The sequence below is a fragment of the Pantoea sp. EKM103V genome (assembly GCF_011800365.1).
Taxonomy (GTDB): domain Bacteria; phylum Pseudomonadota; class Gammaproteobacteria; order Enterobacterales; family Enterobacteriaceae; genus Pantoea; species Pantoea anthophila.
Genome location: NZ_JAALFQ010000004.1, coordinates 46,959 through 63,712, shown reverse-complemented (window position 1 = coordinate 63,712; position 16,754 = coordinate 46,959). Strand labels below are relative to the sequence as shown.

Here is a 16,754-nt window from a genome sequence, read left to right as displayed (position 1 = left end):
CTTAACAGGTCAACGTTCTCCTCTCCCGGTCGAAAAGTGCAGTTAAGTCTGGCACGGATTTATGCGGTCTTAACCGAACGGGCGAGGCGCTGACCAGACTGTTCCTAAAAACTAATCACCTTAAAAATTACCACTCTGATAAACAGTTACGGCGGTGTACATTCCGGAGGCAGTCTCCTTACGTTGACACACCCTATCCATGGAACCAGACCAGGAGAATTCACGTGAAAGCAATCGCAACGGCAACCGCCAGTCTGTTGATGTTAATGAGTGGTATCGGCGCGCATGCAGAAGGGCTGACCACCTCTGCCGATGGAAAAAATCTGACCGTCAGCTTCGGTAAGCCCACCATTAAGCAGGTCCTGCATTACCGTAAAATGTACGACAAAAAACCCTTTCCCGATGCCGAAATTTATTACTACGACAACGGCACCTATAAAATCATCTCGCAGGGTGAAAACCATTACGGCGTCTACGTGATGCAGGGCAGTTTCGATGATGAGACCTTCACGGTGCGCTTTATCTCGCTGCCCTCCAGCGACTGGGGTAACAAGACCGCCTTCCATCAGCTGACCTTTGTGCGCGGCGATAAGCAGAATGTGTTTATCCAGAACGCGATTGTCGATACCGGCGAAGCGATTGCCCAGCAGAACGGCACCTACACGCAGGAAAAGAACAGTGTCATCAACCCGGTCTCCACCCACTGGAAACATCAGTAGCGTTAAGGTGGCAGCCCGGCTGCCACCCACCTTTAGCGGCGACGACCGCCAAACAGGCTGCCCAGCACGCCGCGAATGATCTGGTGAGTAATCTGACGCCCGGCGCTCTTCGCCATGGTCTGCACCACACCATCCCGCTTGCCGCCGCGCGGACCGGTGCTGCCAAACAGGATCTCTTTTAATCCCCCCAGAATCCCGTCATCGACCGCCACCGCGTTGCCTTTGGCTGCAGGCGCATTGGCCTTGTCACTGGCGGCCTGCACGCCCTGTTGCAGCCGTTCATAAGCCGATTCCCGATCGATTTCCGTGTCATATTTGCCATACAGCGGCGAATGGTTGATCAGACCGTTGCGCTCATCGCCTGTCACCGGCCCCATACGCGAACCGGGCGCAATCACCATGGCGCGCTCGACGACCGACGGACTGCCTTTGGCATCCAGGAAGGAGATGAGTGCTTCGCCGGTGCCGAGCGCCTGAATGGCCTCTGCGCTGTCAAAAGCCGGATTGGCGCGCAGGGTCTCTGCGGCGGTTTTTACCGCTTTCTGATCTTTGGGGGTGAAAGCGCGCAGGGCGTGCTGTACGCGGTTGCCGAGCTGGCCCAGCACCCGATCCGGGATATCCGCCGGGTTCTGGGTAACAAACCAGACGCCGACCCCTTTGGAGCGGATCAGGCGCATCACCTGTTCAATCTTCTCCAGCAGCACTGACGGCGCGTCGGTAAACAGCAGGTGCGCCTCATCAAAGAAGAAGACCAGCTTAGGCTTATCCAGATCGCCCGCTTCCGGCAGACGCTCATACAGCTCTGACAGCAGCCACAGCAGGCTGGTGGCATAGAGCTTCGGCATCTGGTAGAGCTTTTCAGCGGAGAGGATGTTGATGACGCCTTTACCGTTGCTGTCGACGCGCATCCAGTCGGCGATATCCAGCATCGGTTCGCCAAAGAAGTGCTCTGCACCCTGTTGCTCCAGCGTCAGCAGACCGCGCTGAATCGCGCCGATCGAGGCGCTGTTGATATTGCCATACTGGGTCTGGAAGCTCTTCGCGTTATCACCGATGTACTGGGTCATGGCGCGCAGATCTTTGAAGTCCAGCAGCAGCAGGCCCTGATCATCGGCGATGCGGAAGATAATCTGCAGAACGCCGCTCTGCACCTCATTAAGGTTCAGCAGGCGCGCCAGCAGCAGCGGGCCGAGATCGGAGACGGTTGCCCGCACCGGATGGCCTTTCTCGCCGAAGATATCCCACAGTACCACCGGATTGCTCTGCGGCTGCCAGTCGGTGACGCCGATCTTCGCCAGTCTCTCCTGAAGCTTTTCGCCGGACTGACCGGCCATCGCCACGCCAGTTAAATCGCCTTTCACGTCGGCCATAAAGACCGGCACGCCGCTGGCGGAGAAGGATTCGGCCAGCTTCTGCAGCGTGACGGTTTTACCGGTGCCGGTTGCGCCGGTGATTAAGCCGTGGCGGTTCGCCATTTGCGGTAACAGATGGAGTTCGACGCCAGGCGTCCGGGCAATCAGTAGCGGAGATGTCATGATTTTCCTCTCTCGGGCAACGGGTTATGCCTGAAGGATAGCAAGCGAAGGGCAGGGAAGAGGAGAACAATTCGTCAAAAGCGGGGCCGTTGCGCTGTCATGCAACGGCCTCGCTTTTACTGGCGTCATGTCAGGCAGGCTGCACCCCTGCCGGGTTTTCTACTTCTGCACCTCTTCAAAATTGAGCAGGCTGACGCCGATACCCTGCTGCAGGCTCTTCAGGTTGCTGCGCACGGCGACCTGGGTTGCGCCCTGCAGCAGCAGAACAAACGGCGAATCCTGCTGGACGCGGGTCTGCAGGGCCGTGTAAAGGCTGCGACGTTTTGCTGCGTCACTCTCTCCGGCGGCGGCGCGGGTCTGCGCGCTGAGTTCAGGGATCGTCCAGCCGACGCGCCAGGCCAGGGTTTTGCCGCCGCCGGGCACGTTATAAGCAAAGGCGCTGGCGTTGGTGTTGGGATCGATGTAGTCCGCGCCCCAGTAAGAGAAGATCGCCTGGAAGTCACGGCTGCGCATTTTGCTCCACAGCTCCGATTCCGCCACCGGCTGAAGATCGAGCTGCACCTCGGCTTTGGCAAAGCTCGCCTGCAGCGCCTGCGCCACGTCGATATAAGGCGGCTGGTTGACCACCGTCAGCGCGATATGCGTGCCCGGTTTAATGCCGCCTTTCTGCAGAATTTCCTGTGCCTTTTTCAGATCGTAGTGGAACGGCGTGGTATTCAGGGTGCCGTCAAATCCGTCCGGCAGGAAACTCTGGTGAATACGGTACTGACCCTTCAGCAGCTGGTTCGCCAGGCTGTCATAGTCCACCAGCCAGCGCGCCGCCTGCCACAGCGCCGGATTGCCCAGCGCCGGTTGCTGCGGACTTTGGGTGTTAAAGCCGAGGTAGTAAACCAGGCTCGACGGGAAGGCCTCGACGCGCACCCCCGCCGTGTTCTTCAGCGCGGCGATCTGGTCCGGGCCGAGCTGATAGGCAACATCCACATCTCCCTGCTGGATCAGCAGCCGGCGGCTGCCCGGATCGGCCACCCCTTTCAGCAGAACGCGCTTCAGATGCGGTTTTTGGGTGCTGTAGGGATTGGCCTCCAGAACCAGCGCCTGCAGCGGCACAAACTGCCTGATGGCATAGGCGGCGCTGCCTGCCGAGTGCACCTTCAGCCAGCCGTTGCCGTAGTCATTGTTACTGGCGTGCTGCCGGACCAGCCTGCTGTCGACAATCGAGGCCACCGGCGCGGTCAGCAGGCGCAGCGCCAGGTCGCGGCCAATCTCCGCCGGCCAGCGCAGCTCAAGCTGGTGGTCGCTGATCACCGTGAACTGCTGGTCAATATTCTCTGGCGTCCAGCCAAACTCGCCCAGAATAAAAGAGGGTGCTTTATTCAGCTTCACCGCGCGGGTTAAGGAGAACACCACATCCTGAGCGGTCAGCGGATTACCGCTAGCGAAGCGGGCCTGGGGATTAAGATCAAACACCAGACTGTGCGGTGTTTTGCCCGCCTGCCAGCGGGTCGCGGCCAGCGGCGAAAGCTGCTGCGGATTGTGATGATCCGGCTCCAGCAGAAGCTGGTAAATATTACGCAGGCTGCTGTTACTGATAGCTTCAAAACTTTCCGCCGGGTCAAAACTGATGATGCCATCCAGCGGAACGGCCACCACCAGGGTATCGGCGGGGGTGGCGGCGTGTGCGGAATGAACCAGAGTCAGAGCCGTTAACAGGGACAAAAGCGTTTTTCGCATAGAGAGGGTTATCCTGAGTCGGTAATGGCTCTACTCTAGCGGGCGCCCGATAATCTCAAAATGCCGGTTTGTTCTGAGCTTTGCACAAATATTCGCGTCAGGTTCAGACGGACAGAAAGGCGAATATAATGGCGGATGGTGATTATTTCTTTAAGACTCTTTTCGCTCCGGAAATATTATTCCTGCTCACCGAAGCAAAAGCCCGTTATCTGTAACTGACCACCTGAAAAAAGCGGCCTGTTTAAAGCGTGGCGTGCAGGAAAGACAGCGAACAGGGAAGCGTAATCTTTTTTAACGATCGATGAGCGTGATAATGACAATATGAAAATATCCCGCCGCATAGCTGCCGGGTAATGGCTAATTAACCGATTTTTATCGCTTTTTCCCGGCGTTACCCCTTTCGGTTATGCTTTTTTCTGCCCGCTGAATGGGTGCCCTCTGATAACTGTTTTCTGCTGTGACAGCGCGTAAATTTTAAATTTACATTCAGACACATTTATATCCCTAAGATTGTCAGGTCTTTAACCGATATATTTTCTTTGTCACCGATAGATAATTCTACCTGCCCTTAACCGTTCTGCCGTCGTCTGTGCCGTGTGCGTGAATACCGGCGGGGAATACCCCTCTGCACACCGCCTTTCAGCGTCATCAGCGATTAAGAGGGGTATTCAGCAGATGAGAGTCGTGCGGATATGCTTTTAGAAAAACCCACCACCAGGCGTAAATTTTTGCTCGGTTCACTGCTGGCGCTGCCATTAAGTGAGCTGGTGTTAAAGGGCATCACGGCGGCACAGGCGGCAGAGATGGCGGCCCCCGAGTTAGCCGATTACAGGCCGATCTTTTTCAGTGCCGACGAGTGGCAGTTCATCCTGGCGGCCACCGATCGTCTGATCCCGGCAGGCGGCAAAGGCAAAGCGCCGGGCGCGCTGGAAACCAATGTGCCGATCTTTATCGATCAGCAGCTGCACAGCGAAGCCTTCGGCAGTGAGATCTACCTGCAGGGGCCTTTCAATACCCAGGCTCCCGCGACGCTGGGCTATCAGATCCCGTTCCGTCCCCAGCAGATCTACCAGACCGGCATAAAGCTGCTCAATCAGTGGTGCCATAACACCCATCAGAAAGCGTTTGCTGCGCTGACGCTGGAAGAGAAGGATGCGGTGCTGACGCAGGTGAATAAAAACCAGATCGACTTTGCCGCGCTGGGCGAAGCCGATCTCAGACCGCCACATTTCTTCAGCCAGCTGCTTTCCGATACCAAACATGGCTATCTGGCCGACCCGATGTATGGCGGCAATAAAGGGATGAAAGCCTGGATCGCCATCGGCTTCCCCGGCGCGCGTGCCAGCTTCACCGAGTGGGTCAAACAGCACAATGTGCCTTATCCGCTCGGCCCGGTCAGCATCAAAGGTGAACGCGCCTGAGGCGCTTCCACATCAGGTAAACAGGATTATCATGGCACAGGTTACTAAAAAAGAAGTCGACGTCGTGGTCTGCGGCCTCGGCTGGGCAGGCTCACTGATGAGTATTGAGCTGGCGCTGGCAGGACTGGAGGTGCGCGCCCTGGAGCGCGGCGGCGATCGCGATTATGACGAGTTCGCCTATCCGAAACCGGCAGATGAATATGCCTATGCGGTGCGCAACAAAGTGTTCGCCACCCCGGCGGAAGTGGCGGTCACCGTGCGCTACAACAGCAGCCAGACCGCACTGCCTACCCGTAAATGGGGTGCATTTGCACCGGGCACCGGCGTCGGCGGCGCAGGCATGCACTGGACGGCGGTACTGATCCGTCCCACTCCGACCGATATCAAACTCAAAACCTATGTCGACGAGGCGTACAAGCCCGGCATTCTGCAGGAAGATATGCGGGTGATGGACTTCCCCTTCAGCTGGGAAGAGATCGAGCCTTACTACTACAAATTCGAGCTGATCTGCGGCCAGTCGGGCAACACCGGCAACCTGCGTGGCAAAATCCTGCCGGGCGGCGATCCGTTTGAAGGGCCACGTTCTGAACCTTATCCGCTGCCCGCGCTGGAAGACACGCTGAACAATGTGATGTTCAAAGAGGCGGCGCAAAAACTCGGTTATCACCCGTTCCCGAACCCGTCGGCCTGTGTCTCGCGGGCGTGGAAAAATCCCTACGGCAACCAGATCGCCCCCTGCAACTACTGCGGCTACTGCAGCAAATATCCCTGCCTGAACTACTCCAAAGCGTCGCCGCAGACGGCGGTGATGGACGCGCTGAAGCGCATGCCGAACTTCTCTTATGAAGTGAACGCGGAAGTGATTAAGGTGGTGCTGAACGATGATAAGAAAACCGCCAAAGGGGTGATCTACATCGATGCGCAGGGCAATGAGTGCTTCCAGCCGGCGAAAATCGTCGTGCTGAGCAGCTTCCAGCTCTACAACGTGCGGCTGATGCTGCTCTCCGGCATCGGCAAGCCGTACAATCCGATAACCGAAGAGGGCGTGGTCGGCCGTAACTACGCCTTCCTGTCGAACGGCGGCGCAACCCTCTTCTTCAAAGATAAAAGCTTTAACCCCTACGCCACCGCAGGCGCGACCGGGCAGATGTTTAACGATATCTCGCCAGGCAACTTCGATGGCCCCGGACTGGGCTTCCTGGGCGGCGCGAAGATCCACAGTTCACAGGCGACCGGCACGCCCATCAGCACCGCGCTGCCAAAAGGCACGCCCTCCTGGGGCATGGGCTACAAGGAAGGCCTGGAGGAGTGGTACGGTCATTCGATGAAGATCAGCATTACCACCACCTGTCAGTCCTACCGCGATATCTATCTGGATCTCGATCCGAACTACAACGATCACCGCGGGCTGCCGCTGCTGCGTATGACCTTCAACTGGAAAGAGAATGAGCTGAAGCTGCAGCAGCATCTGAAAGGGATCGTCGGCAATATCGCTAAAGAGCTGAACCCCGACAGCATGAGCATGAGCTTCCTGCCGATGGGCGCGGATTTCGATATCACCAAATATGTCTCGACCCACAACGTGGGCGGGGCGGTGATGGGCGATAACCCGAAAACCTCGGCGCTGAATAAATACCTGCAGAGCTGGGATGTGCATAACGTCTTTGTGCCGGGCGGCAACGCCTTCCCGCAGAACTTCCAGGCGAACCCGACCGACACCATCGGTGCGATTACCCTGATGGCCGCACAGGCGATCAAAGATCACTACCTGAAAAATCCCGGCCCACTGGTACAGGCATAAGCGCATGAATAAGCTGAAACTTAACTCTTTTATCGCCAGCAGCGCGCTGCTGCTGGGCAGCCTCTCTGCGCTGCCGGTGCACGCCGACGATGAGGCACAACTGATCAGGCAGGGCGAATACCTCTCCCGGCTCGGTGACTGCATGGCGTGCCACTCGCTGCCGGGCAAGCCTGACTATGCGGGCGGACTGGCGATTACCTCGAACCTCGGCACCATCTTCTCAACCAATATCACGCCCGATAAGCAACACGGCATCGGTAACTACAGTGAGCAGCAGTTTGCTGACGCGGTGCGTAAAGGCATCCTGCCGGACGGCTCCCGTCTCTATCCGGCGATGCCTTACCCCGACTACGCCAGAATCAGCGATGCCGATATCCACGCGCTCTACGTCTACTTTATGAAAGGCGTGCAGCCGAGCGCAGAACAGCCACCCGAAACCGATCTGAGCTTCCCGTTCAGCCAGCGCTGGGGCATGCGTTTCTGGAACTGGGCGTTCACGTCCGATAAGCCGTTCCGGCCAATCGGTGGCGCATCAGCCGACGTTAACCGCGGTGCCTATATCGTGGAGAGTCTGGGTCACTGCGGCAGCTGCCATACGCCGCGCGGCCTGGGCATGAACGAAAAAGCCCTCGACAGCGGTGACGAACAATTCCTGGCAGGTGGCAGCCTGAACCACTGGGCAGTGCCGTCGCTGCGTGGCCTGCCGCACTGGAGCCAGCAGGAGATCGTGGATTACCTGCAGACCGGGCGTAACGATAAGGCGGCGGTGGGCGGCGAGATGACCTCTGTGATTGAGCACAGCAGTTCGCACATGACCGACGCCGATCTCAACGCCATCGCCGCTTACCTGAAGTTCCTGGGCGGCAATCCACCCCTGCAGGCGTATAACGTGCAGGCGCAGCAGGCAACGGAAGCGAAACTTACCGCGGCGAAAAACCTCAGCGAAGGTGAGCGTCTCTATCTGGATAACTGCGGTGCCTGTCACTTCGTGACCGGCAAAGGCGCGCCGGGCGTCTTCCCGGAACTGGATCAGGCGACGATCGTCAACGCCAGCGACCCCACCGGTCTGATCCATACGATCCTGGCAGGCGCGCAGCAACCCTCTGTCGCTAAGGCCCCGTCAAAACTGGCGATGCCTGGCTTTGCCGGACGGCTGAGTGATGATGAAGTGGCGCAGCTGGCGACCTTTATTCGTCAGGGCTGGAGCAACAGCGCGCCAGCCGTGAGTAAAGATCAGGTGGCCGAGGTGCGTAAAACGCTGAAGTAACGAAGAAGGGCTTCCCCTCGGCCGGTCAGTAGAGGGGAACGCCCGGATCAGTGGAAGGTGCGCGCCACTTCCAGCACGCCATTAATCACAAACTGCACGCCCATGCAGACCAGTAAAAATCCCATCAGGCGCGAGATCGCCTCAATACCGCTTTTGCCGACCAGTTTCATGATCGCTCCGGAGCTGCGCAGCGAGACCCACAAAATCAGACTCACCAGCAGAAAGGTCAGCACCGGCGCGACGCTCAGCACCCAGGCGGGAAAATCGACGCCGCTTTTCACCGTCGAGGCGGAAGAGATGATCATCGCAATGGTTCCCGGCCCGGCCGTGCTCGGCATCGCCAGCGGCACAAAGGCGATGTTCACCGGCTCTTTGGCCTCGTCCAGCTCATCCAGTTTCTGCTTTGCTTCCACCGAATGGCTGGCAGGCTTCGCCGGAAAGAGCATCCGGAAACCGATAAAGGCGACAATGAGTCCACCGGCGATACGCAGGCCGGGAATCGAGATGCCAAAGGTGTTCAGCACCGCATTGCCCGCATACCACGCCACCAGCATGATGGTGAACACGTAGAGAGACGCCTGCCGCGCCTGACGGTTGCGCTCCTGGAAGTTCATGTCACCCGCCAGCCCTAAAAACAGCGCCACGGTGGTGAGCGGATTCGCCAGCGGCAGCAGCACGACCAGCCCCAGGCTTACCGCTTTGATCAGCTCCAGCATGTCAAATCCCCCTGATTAATGTTTGGGGCGCTCCAGCGCTTCCAGCAACTCGGGGAAGAAGTCCTGCAGGATTTCAGGCGTCATCAGTTCGGGATACTGCATCAGATGTTCGCGGATGCGTTCATTGACTTCCGGCAGCAGTCGCTGGGCCGCGGCGCTGGCGGTGATTTTGTGCTTCTTCATGGCGCGCAGCAGATCGCCCGGCAGGGCGTCTTCGTCGTCGCCGTCATCGACCATCTCCAGCGCGTCCAGCTCGTCGAACATCTCCATCAGCGCTTCGGTCTGCGGCGTGCGGGACTCATATTCGCGCGGATGCTCCTCCTCCAGGAAGCGCAGCATGGCGCGCATCGGCGTGCCGTCAGGGGAAGCAGGGGGTTCGGCTGCGAACCAGCTCAGCAGCTGGTGCATGGTGACCTGGTGAACACGATAGCCGCTGTCGACCAGCTCATCGGCCAGCAGTTCGGCGGTTTCATTTTCTATCAGACAGATATGCGTGCGGTTGGGTTCGTACTGATCCAGCCACTGATAGATCTCTTCAATCACGCCATCGTCATACTCGAATTTTTTGCTGAGATAGCTGCCGTCCTGCTGGTGGACGCAGGCCTGGATCTGATCGGGGTCGAAGTAAAGTGCGATGTTGATGCCTTTCATGCGTGCTGTCCTGTAGAAACCAAAACAACACTATAGCGCTCAACCCCAGGTTAAGGGAATGTCAGGCATCACAGCACGGGGGAGTTTCCCGCTCCCCGCTGAACCGCGAGGAGAGGGAGGCAGAGAGGGGATCAGGAGATAAAGTTTTTACCCTGCTTCAGGACCACGTCGCAGGCTTTGGTTTTGAGTTTCTCACCCATTGGCGAGTTGCTCAGGCTCTGCAGATTAAGCTGCTGACCGTTACCGGTGTTCAGCAGGCCTGCCAGGCCCTGGGTGTAGTCTGTCTGCTGCTGTTGCGCGGCGGGCGTGGTCAGGCCCAGCTTGCTCAGCACCTGATCTTTCACCGACTGCACATTGTTTTTCACCACGTTATGCTCGACACAATACTGCATCACGCCAGCCGCGTTCGTCATGCTACTGGCGCTGACCGCTTTATCGCCGCCGCCCAGCATGCTGGTAATGGAGGAGAGCGACAGCCCGCCATTCTGCTGCGTGGTGCTGGTGGTGTTACCGCTATTCTGCTGGCTGAGCTGCGACGCTGCACTGCTCAGCTGATCCTGCCAGCTTGCTGCTGATGCACTGCCTGCGACCAGAAGCGCGGCCAGTCCCCATCCCCACACACTGCGTTGTGCCTGTTTCATCTCAACCTCGGTATCTGCGTATTCAGTTTTGCTAAGAGAGGAAAAGGCACAGAAAGTTCCTGAACTTTTTTATTTGATTCGACTTTAAGACTCTTCTGTAATCATGGCGCCGAATAATGAAGTAAAGCACGGTCTGGGTTATTTCACGGCGCAATCTGATAGCTGTGTAAATAAAGATCTGGCGCTGAAACATTATTTAATATTCTCGCCAGTCATGGCAGGAATAATCCTGGTTGCCGCGAATTTTTGTGGCCTTTTTATCGGCATAAATCCTGATGGCACCTGCCGGAAGGTAACTATTTACCAGTGAAATCAGTTCTTTTCAGGTTTCTGTTTTTACGGGTTTTTCTATTTTTAGCGCAGCGGTAGAAAAAGATTTTTTATTTGGCTTGATGTCAATCGAGGGGGCTAAATATAAATTTAATCCGCCGGAAATTTTATTATTCCGGCTTGCGAAATCAGCGAGAGTGTTCATGCTTAATCACTGTGTCAGGCAGTTGTGGCAGATATTTAATCTTAACGGGAGAATCAATATGGCTGGGCAGCCAGAACACAATAACTCTGCAGAAGTCGCGCTTAAACTCGCTGAAGAGAAAATAGCCCTGACGAAGCAAAAGATTGTGGATGGACATGTCCGGGTTACCCGTTCCACAACCGAGCATGACGAGGTCATCAGTACACTGCTTAACCGGGATAAGGTTGAGGTTGAGCATGTAGCAAAAGCACAACCCGTAGAGACGATGCCCGATATCAGGGAAGAAAACGGTGTACTGATTGTCCCGGTAGTTGAAGAAGAAATCCAAATCGTCAGAAAACTGGTGCTTAAAGAGGAAATCCACATCCGAAAAGTGCAGGAACACGTTCCTTTTCAGGAAGTGGTGACCCGACGTGAGCAGCAGGTGAACATTGAGAGAGATGACGATCAAACCCGCTAACAGAGAGGAACCTATCATGGCACAGGAAAAAATCGTAACACTGTTCGATTCTGCAAATCAGGCAGAGGCCGCGAAAAGAAATCTCGTGAAAGCAGGCTTTTCCGATCGGGACATCAGTCTTATCAGTGGAGAGCGTTTAGAGCAGGAAGGGCAGTCAGTCCGTCATCCGAGCCTCTGGCAGCGCCTGTTTGGCCATACCGTCGATAAAGATCAGGCGGATGTCTATACCCGGGCGATGGATAAAGGCGGCGTGGTTCTGACGCTGCGCACCGAAGAGGAGAAGCTGGCTCGCGCCATGACGATTCTCCATTCGCATGACTCGGTGGATGTCCCGTCACGTATGCAGAGCAGCCTGGATAACGGCGCGACCACGCCGGGCGTTAACCCGACGGCGGGTAAGCAGTTTGCCGGTGAGACCAACGACCGTCAGGTTGAGCCGCGACGCACCTCGCTGACCGGTGACGAGAGCGAAGCCGATATTCTGCGTCTGGCTGAAGAACAGATTGAAGTGGGTAAACGTCTGGTCAGCGAAGGCTCTACCCGTGTACGCCGCTATACGGTGACCGATACCGTCTCTGAAGAGATTTCGCTGCATGAGCAGCACGCTGACATCTTCCGCCGCTCGGTGAATGAACCCGCGCTGGCCGGAGAGGTGGACTGGTCCGAGAAAACCGTCGAAGTGGCGGAGACCCATGAGCAGCCGGTGATCAATAAAACGGCTCATGTGAAAGAAGAAGTGGTGGTGCGTACCGATGGCAGTGACCGCACCGAGACCATTAATGACACGGTGCGTCGTCAGGAAGTGGATATCGACCACGCCCGTGGCGGTCTGGATAGCGAGCTGCCGGGTTCAGCGGCACCAGGCAAACCGGCAACCGCAGGCACGGCCTCACCCGGCGTGCAGAACCGCGACCACAAAGAGAGCCTGACGGAGAAGGTGAGCGAGAAAGCCAGCGAAGTGAAGGATAAGGTTGAAAACAAGCTGCATCATCGTGATTACGACCATTCGCACTGAGGCGCCAACCCTGACAACAGGCGCTGAGGGCAATGCCCGATGCTGAGCATGCACGAAGAAGCCAACCGCAAGGTTGGCTTTTTTGTGGGGGCGAAACCTCGCCTGAGAGGCAGAGATGTCAGCTTAGCGTTTTCCTGAGAATCGCATTCAGCCAGATCTCATCGCCCCGGCCGGCACGTAAATCACCGGTCTGCCAGAGGTGTGCTGTTTCAAGAGCGAACCTGTTCTTCCTGGAATCCGCTTCTGTTGTCGTCAGCGGCTTATTTTCCGTCAGCGTCTGAACGCCGCGAGTATTAACGCCATCAATCAGTTTCTGTAACCCGGCCATATCCATATCTGTAAATCTGCGGCCATCCTTTTCCCGCTCGCCGCGGCCATATTTGAACGAAAGATACCAGACGCCGTTTGGTTTCAGCGCGATGGCCAGCCTGGTCATGACGCCAGGCAGCTCCGCCCCGGAGATGTGCAGCAGGGAGGCGCAGCACCAGATCCCGTCGTATATTTCAACCGCATCAACCTCCTGAAAATGCTTCTGCGCCACCGCGTTCCCGGAAAACTGGCGGGCCAGCGCGACCAGTTCGGCGGAAGCATCAAAGGCTTCGACGGCAAAGCCCATGTCACTAAAGGCTCTGACGTCACGCCCTGAACCGCAGCCTGCATCCAGAATGCGTGCGCCTGGCGGCAATTCGCTGATAAAAGGCCGATAAAGTGCCGACATATCTACGTTGGCCGTATCGCGAAAAAAACGCTGAGCGTGCTCCCGGTAATACTCTTCGTTGCTCAAAACAGGCTGTCTCCCTGTGCCGCTGGCTGCCACTCATGCAGCAGGGCAAATTTTGCCCTGTTCCAGTTTGTCTGCAGAAAGCTATGCCGCTGTTGGGGTGTATCGCCGGTCTGACGGATTAGCGTTTCCCGCAGTGGCAGGTGGCTGTTAATAAAGTATTCGTTTCGATCGTTCAGGCGCTGCAGAAGCGAGATTGAGGGGATACGTGCAAACTTACCCTGAGCGCCGCGATTACAGGTCTGGCAGGCCAGCACCAGATTCCAGACGCCGTTGAGGTTGCCGATCTCTTCGCTGAGCATCAGCGGCAGGAAGTGATCGACATCAGCCAGGTTCTCCTCACCGCCCGTCACGCCAATCGGCCGGAAGCAATAAAAGCACCGGCCTTTCTGGTAGCCGTTCAGGCTGCTGCGACAGCTGGTAATGGTGACGCGACGACCACTCTGACGGCTGAAAAGCATCTTGTCGTTATCGTCATAATCAACCGCAATCAGGTTACGTGAAACGTTCATCGCCCAGGCTTCTTCAACCAGCCGCCATCTGGCCTCTGTTTCCGCGACCAGACTGGCAAACTGATCATTTTCTGTCAGCTGATAAAAGTTATCCGTCAGCCGGATGCCTTTATGGCTACGCCGTTCATCCAGAAAGAAACGTTTGTCGATCTCCGCGTAATTCACGTTATGAAAGGCATCAATGACATTCGCAAAGCCGCGCTTCACGGTAATGGCAATCAGCTGGTCTTCGGTGATGTCGCCCGCATTGAATTGCCTGCACGCCTCCAGAAACCCGCTACTTTTGCTGGTGATTTGTTTTGGGGCATCCCGCAGGTGAGCACATAAATGACGCGTAAAGGGCACGGCCAGCGCTTCCAGCGTAATCAGATCGCTGTCTGGCTGCTTCAGATTATAGAGCGCATGGGCCAGGGCAAACTTATAGGAGGCGACATTTTTGCCAAAGAGAATAACGCCGCGCCAGTAGTTTTCAAGGCGGGGATCGGCCTGGTAAAAGCGCATGCAGGTTCCTGTTTTGCGAGGCAGCTCGAAAATTCACGTAACAGGATCAGATAACAAACACAGGTAAATGTAAACCGTAAGGGGCGGGATGAGGAGGGCGCGCTTTCAGGGATAAAAAGGCGTTAAAAGGTCATAAAGAGATTATGATAGCCGCTGTTGCCGGGTCCATCCGCAGGGAGGTCCTCTGCTTAGCGGCAGATTGTCATTTCACTCACCTCATATTCAGGGAACAGGAAGCAGCGTGACGGTTATTCAGAAGCGGGTAATGCTAGTGGCAGCGCTTGCCACCCCGGTTATCGCCCAGGAAAGCGGCGTATCTTTTAATCACAAGGCGTGGTCAGTCGCCTGCGATAACACCTTAACCTGCCGTGTCGGCGGGCAAACCACAGAAGAGAATCTGGGCGGCGTGTTGCTGACGCGTGCAGCGGGCGCGGATACCGCCACCGCTGGCGAAATCATGCTGCCGGAGGATGATGAAAATCAGAAGCCGGTAACAGCGCTCACGCTCTGGATCAACGGCCAGCGTGTGGGTGATGCGACGCAGAAAGCGCATCGCTGGTGGTTGTCAGATGCGCAGTCGCTGGAGCTGATTCAGGCTATCAAAGGCCGCGGCACGGTGGAGTTCAGAGGGGATAATGAGACCCTTCAGCTTTCCGGTGATGGCGCCTATGCAGCCCTGCTGAAAGTGGATGACGTGCAGGGCCGCATCAACACGCCGGGTGCCTGGGTGAAAAAAGGCGACAGGCCCGAAAAAAGCGTCGCAAAAGCCGTGGCTGTTCCGGTTATCCAGGCGGCACAGATCAGTCACTCTCAGCCCTTTGTTCTGACGAAAGAAGAGGCGGCAGCGCTCAGGCCGCAGTTGCTGGCCGCATTAACCCAGGATCAGGAGTGCGATTATCTGACCGCAGTCGGAGAAAAGGACGTCAACGACCATATTATCAGCGGCGATATTACCGCCACGCCACTGGATGCCACGCACACGTTGCTTTCCACCCAGTGCTGGGGCGCAGCCTATAACCAGGGATACGGCTTCTGGGTTACCGACCCGCAACGCAAAGCGAAGCCGGTGGCCGTCACCACCGACGCACAAACCTGGGAAAAGGGGGTAATCACCAATGTTTCGCTGGCAAGCAGTGCCGGCAGCTGCGTGTTTAAAGAAGAGTGGGTCTGGGATGGCAGAGCGTTTCGTCAAAGCCTTGTGGAAATCAACGATGGCTGCTGGTTTCCACGTACCCTCGGTGACAGAGTGATACCCACGCTGATATCAGACGTAAAACATGAGGGAATAAAGTGAACCGTAAACCGATGCTGTTCGTTCTGGCGATGCTCTCCCTGTCGGCTCAGGCCAGCCAGAGCGGCACCACCTTTGAGCACAAAGACTGGGAAGTCGCCTGTGATAATACGCTGACCTGCCGCATTGCGGGTTATGGCAAAGAAGAGGATCCGTCCGGCTCCATCCTGCTCACCCGTGCCGCCGGACCCGGAACAGAGATGGTGGGAGAGGTGACGCTGGGCGACACCGAAGATGACAGCGAACCGGCGGAAAAGCTGACGCTGTGGATCGACGGGAAATCAGCTGGCGATCTGGTGGCGGCTGACGACAACTGGCGCATGTCGGCCAGTCAGACTTCTGCGGTCATCAGCGCCGTCAAAGGCAACGGTAAAGTCGAATTTAAAGGCGGCACAAAGCCTTTCCTGCTTTCCGGCGAAGGCGCCTATGCCGTGCTGGTGAAAGCGGATGACGTGCAGGGCCGGATCGGCACGCCAGGCGCACTCACCAAAAAGGGCAATAAGCCGGAGAGCAGCGTGGCTAAGGCTGTACCCGCACCGGTTATCCAGACAGCAAAAACCGTCAGCGGCGAACCCCGTCTGCTGACCGATGCGGAAATCAACGCGCTGAAAACCCGACTGCTTTCAACCGTCAATCGCAATGACGATGACACGTGCGACAGCCTGTACTCACCTGCTGAAAACAGCGATCCGGAGACCGACGGACTCACCCTGACGCCACTGGATGAGACACATGCCTTGCTTTCGGCGCTCTGCTGGCGAGCTGCTTACAACGAAGGCTATGGCTACTGGGTGATCGATAATCAGCTAAAAGGCCAGCCGGTTCTGGTAACCGTATCCGGGTCGGATTACGACAAGGGCGAGATCACCAGCGTGCAGAAAGGCCGGGGCATCGGCGACTGCATGAACCAGGAGAGCTGGGTATGGGATGGTCAGGCTTTCCGCAAAAGCTATGACGGCGGAACCGGGATGTGCCGCTATATCCATGCTGGCGGCACCTGGGATCTGCCTACGCTGGTCGCGGATGTGAAGCCTGTTTCAGGTTAGCGCTTTCGTTACGCCAGGGAACCATGAGTGCTGGAGGAACTGCTTTAGAGCGGGCGAGGGGGAGTGGTCTGCGTCAGCAAGGCTGCCATCTGATGAACGTAAAATCTGAAAAGATGGTTTTTTCAGCAGTTGTACCTTAGCCTGCGGATAAGGGTTGCGGAAACAGGGGGTAACGGTATAATCCCCAACGT

The 16,754-nt window shown here is 56.9% G+C and carries 16 protein-coding genes; 8 read left to right on the top strand and 8 right to left on the bottom strand.

Annotation, left to right across the window (positions count from 1 at the left end):
- Positions 1–224: 224 nt before the first annotated feature.
- Positions 225–719, top strand: a complete 495-nt coding sequence (locus tag HFD97_RS11125; RefSeq protein ID WP_167431959.1) for a hypothetical protein — start codon at positions 225–227, stop codon at positions 717–719.
- Between the two features lie 32 nt (positions 720–751).
- On the opposite strand, the gene HFD97_RS11120 is transcribed toward HFD97_RS11125, so the two are convergent.
- Together HFD97_RS11120 and HFD97_RS11115 are read right to left on the bottom strand one after the other, a co-directional pair.
- Entirely contained in the window at positions 752–2,254 is a 1,503-nt protein-coding gene (locus tag HFD97_RS11120; RefSeq protein ID WP_167431960.1) for a helicase HerA-like C-terminal domain-containing protein, read from the bottom strand.
- 159 nt (positions 2,255–2,413) lie between these two features.
- On the bottom strand, positions 2,414–3,985 hold the full coding sequence (locus HFD97_RS11115) for an ABC transporter substrate-binding protein (RefSeq protein ID WP_167431961.1): 1,572 nt from the start codon (positions 3,983–3,985) through the stop codon (positions 2,414–2,416).
- 692 nt (positions 3,986–4,677) lie between these two features.
- Between HFD97_RS11115 and HFD97_RS11110 the strand changes: the two genes are divergently transcribed.
- Genes HFD97_RS11110 through HFD97_RS11100 form a run of 3 tightly spaced genes read left to right on the top strand, consistent with a single transcriptional unit; the run spans position 4,678 to position 8,474 of the window.
- Positions 4,678–5,406 (top strand): gluconate 2-dehydrogenase subunit 3 family protein, encoded by a 729-nt coding sequence (locus HFD97_RS11110; protein WP_167431962.1) that lies wholly within the window; start codon positions 4,678–4,680, stop codon positions 5,404–5,406.
- 31 nt (positions 5,407–5,437) lie between these two features.
- Complete coding sequence (locus HFD97_RS11105; RefSeq protein WP_167431963.1) at positions 5,438–7,207, top strand: GMC family oxidoreductase; 1,770 nt, start codon at positions 5,438–5,440, stop codon at positions 7,205–7,207.
- 4 nt (positions 7,208–7,211) lie between these two features.
- Positions 7,212–8,474 carry a cytochrome c gene (locus tag HFD97_RS11100; RefSeq protein WP_167431964.1) on the top strand — a complete coding sequence of 421 codons (1,263 nt, stop codon included), beginning with the start codon at positions 7,212–7,214 and terminating at the stop codon, positions 8,472–8,474.
- A gap of 47 nt (positions 8,475–8,521) precedes the next feature.
- Here the strand turns inward: HFD97_RS11100 and HFD97_RS11095 are convergent, their stop codons facing one another.
- The 4 genes from HFD97_RS11095 to HFD97_RS11080 all read right to left on the bottom strand — a co-directional run bounded on the left by HFD97_RS11095 (position 8,522) and on the right by HFD97_RS11080 (position 10,957).
- Positions 8,522–9,190 (bottom strand): MarC family NAAT transporter, encoded by a 669-nt coding sequence (locus tag HFD97_RS11095; RefSeq protein ID WP_167431965.1) that lies wholly within the window; start codon positions 9,188–9,190, stop codon positions 8,522–8,524.
- A gap of 15 nt (positions 9,191–9,205) precedes the next feature.
- Positions 9,206–9,841 carry a hypothetical protein gene (locus HFD97_RS11090; RefSeq protein WP_046101128.1) on the bottom strand — a complete coding sequence of 212 codons (636 nt, stop codon included), beginning with the start codon at positions 9,839–9,841 and terminating at the stop codon, positions 9,206–9,208.
- Positions 9,842–9,972: 131 nt separating this feature from the next.
- A complete protein-coding gene (locus HFD97_RS11085) occupies positions 9,973–10,482 on the bottom strand; it encodes a DUF2501 domain-containing protein (protein WP_009092330.1) in 510 nt (169 codons plus the stop codon).
- Positions 10,483–10,804: 322 nt separating this feature from the next.
- A complete protein-coding gene (locus tag HFD97_RS11080) occupies positions 10,805–10,957 on the bottom strand; it encodes a hypothetical protein (protein WP_167431966.1) in 153 nt (50 codons plus the stop codon).
- A gap of 58 nt (positions 10,958–11,015) precedes the next feature.
- On the opposite strand from HFD97_RS11080, the gene HFD97_RS11075 reads away from it, so the two are divergent.
- Together HFD97_RS11075 and HFD97_RS11070 are read left to right on the top strand one after the other, a co-directional pair.
- Positions 11,016–11,417, top strand: coding sequence for a DUF2382 domain-containing protein (locus tag HFD97_RS11075; RefSeq protein ID WP_167431967.1), 402 nt, complete (start codon positions 11,016–11,018; stop codon positions 11,415–11,417).
- Between the two features lie 16 nt (positions 11,418–11,433).
- Positions 11,434–12,432: a YsnF/AvaK domain-containing protein gene (locus HFD97_RS11070; protein ID WP_167431968.1), complete on the top strand. Its 999-nt coding sequence runs from the start codon at positions 11,434–11,436 to the stop codon at positions 12,430–12,432.
- Positions 12,433–12,550: 118 nt separating this feature from the next.
- Here the strand turns inward: HFD97_RS11070 and HFD97_RS11065 are convergent, their stop codons facing one another.
- Positions 12,551–13,216, bottom strand: a complete 666-nt coding sequence (locus tag HFD97_RS11065; protein WP_167431969.1) for a bifunctional 2-polyprenyl-6-hydroxyphenol methylase/3-demethylubiquinol 3-O-methyltransferase UbiG — start codon at positions 13,214–13,216, stop codon at positions 12,551–12,553.
- A complete protein-coding gene (locus tag HFD97_RS11060; RefSeq protein ID WP_167431970.1) occupies positions 13,213–14,226 on the bottom strand; it encodes an HNH endonuclease domain-containing protein in 1,014 nt (337 codons plus the stop codon). The genes HFD97_RS11065 and HFD97_RS11060 overlap by 4 nt, the downstream gene beginning before the upstream one ends.
- A gap of 265 nt (positions 14,227–14,491) precedes the next feature.
- Between HFD97_RS11060 and HFD97_RS11055 the strand changes: the two genes are divergently transcribed.
- Positions 14,492–15,520, top strand: a complete 1,029-nt coding sequence (locus HFD97_RS11055) for a DUF1176 domain-containing protein (RefSeq protein ID WP_167431971.1) — start codon at positions 14,492–14,494, stop codon at positions 15,518–15,520.
- 11 nt (positions 15,521–15,531) lie between these two features.
- A complete protein-coding gene (locus HFD97_RS11050; protein WP_167432004.1) occupies positions 15,532–16,563 on the top strand; it encodes a DUF1176 domain-containing protein in 1,032 nt (343 codons plus the stop codon).
- Positions 16,564–16,754 lie beyond the last annotated feature (191 nt).

What these genes read in the sequence shown, in the direction of transcription:
- HFD97_RS11120 (WP_167431960.1), bottom strand. Translation starts at nt 2,254, where the DNA reads ATGACATCTCCGCTACTGATTGCCCGGACGCCTGGCGTCGAACTCCAT.
- HFD97_RS11115 (WP_167431961.1), bottom strand. Translation starts at nt 3,985, where the DNA reads ATGCGAAAAACGCTTTTGTCCCTGTTAACGGCTCTGACTCTGGTTCAT.
- HFD97_RS11110 (WP_167431962.1), top strand. Translation starts at nt 4,678, where the DNA reads ATGCTTTTAGAAAAACCCACCACCAGGCGTAAATTTTTGCTCGGTTCA.
- HFD97_RS11105 (WP_167431963.1), top strand. Translation starts at nt 5,438, where the DNA reads ATGGCACAGGTTACTAAAAAAGAAGTCGACGTCGTGGTCTGCGGCCTC.
- HFD97_RS11100 (WP_167431964.1), top strand. Translation starts at nt 7,212, where the DNA reads ATGAATAAGCTGAAACTTAACTCTTTTATCGCCAGCAGCGCGCTGCTG.
- HFD97_RS11095 (WP_167431965.1), bottom strand. Translation starts at nt 9,190, where the DNA reads ATGCTGGAGCTGATCAAAGCGGTAAGCCTGGGGCTGGTCGTGCTGCTG.
- HFD97_RS11090 (WP_046101128.1), bottom strand. Translation starts at nt 9,841, where the DNA reads ATGAAAGGCATCAACATCGCACTTTACTTCGACCCCGATCAGATCCAG.
- HFD97_RS11085 (WP_009092330.1), bottom strand. Translation starts at nt 10,482, where the DNA reads ATGAAACAGGCACAACGCAGTGTGTGGGGATGGGGACTGGCCGCGCTT.
- HFD97_RS11080 (WP_167431966.1), bottom strand. Translation starts at nt 10,957, where the DNA reads ATGAACACTCTCGCTGATTTCGCAAGCCGGAATAATAAAATTTCCGGC.
- HFD97_RS11075 (WP_167431967.1), top strand. Translation starts at nt 11,016, where the DNA reads ATGGCTGGGCAGCCAGAACACAATAACTCTGCAGAAGTCGCGCTTAAA.
- HFD97_RS11070 (WP_167431968.1), top strand. Translation starts at nt 11,434, where the DNA reads ATGGCACAGGAAAAAATCGTAACACTGTTCGATTCTGCAAATCAGGCA.
- HFD97_RS11060 (WP_167431970.1), bottom strand. Translation starts at nt 14,226, where the DNA reads ATGCGCTTTTACCAGGCCGATCCCCGCCTTGAAAACTACTGGCGCGGC.
- HFD97_RS11055 (WP_167431971.1), top strand. Translation starts at nt 14,492, where the DNA reads ATGCTAGTGGCAGCGCTTGCCACCCCGGTTATCGCCCAGGAAAGCGGC.
- HFD97_RS11050 (WP_167432004.1), top strand. Translation starts at nt 15,532, where the DNA reads ATGCTGTTCGTTCTGGCGATGCTCTCCCTGTCGGCTCAGGCCAGCCAG.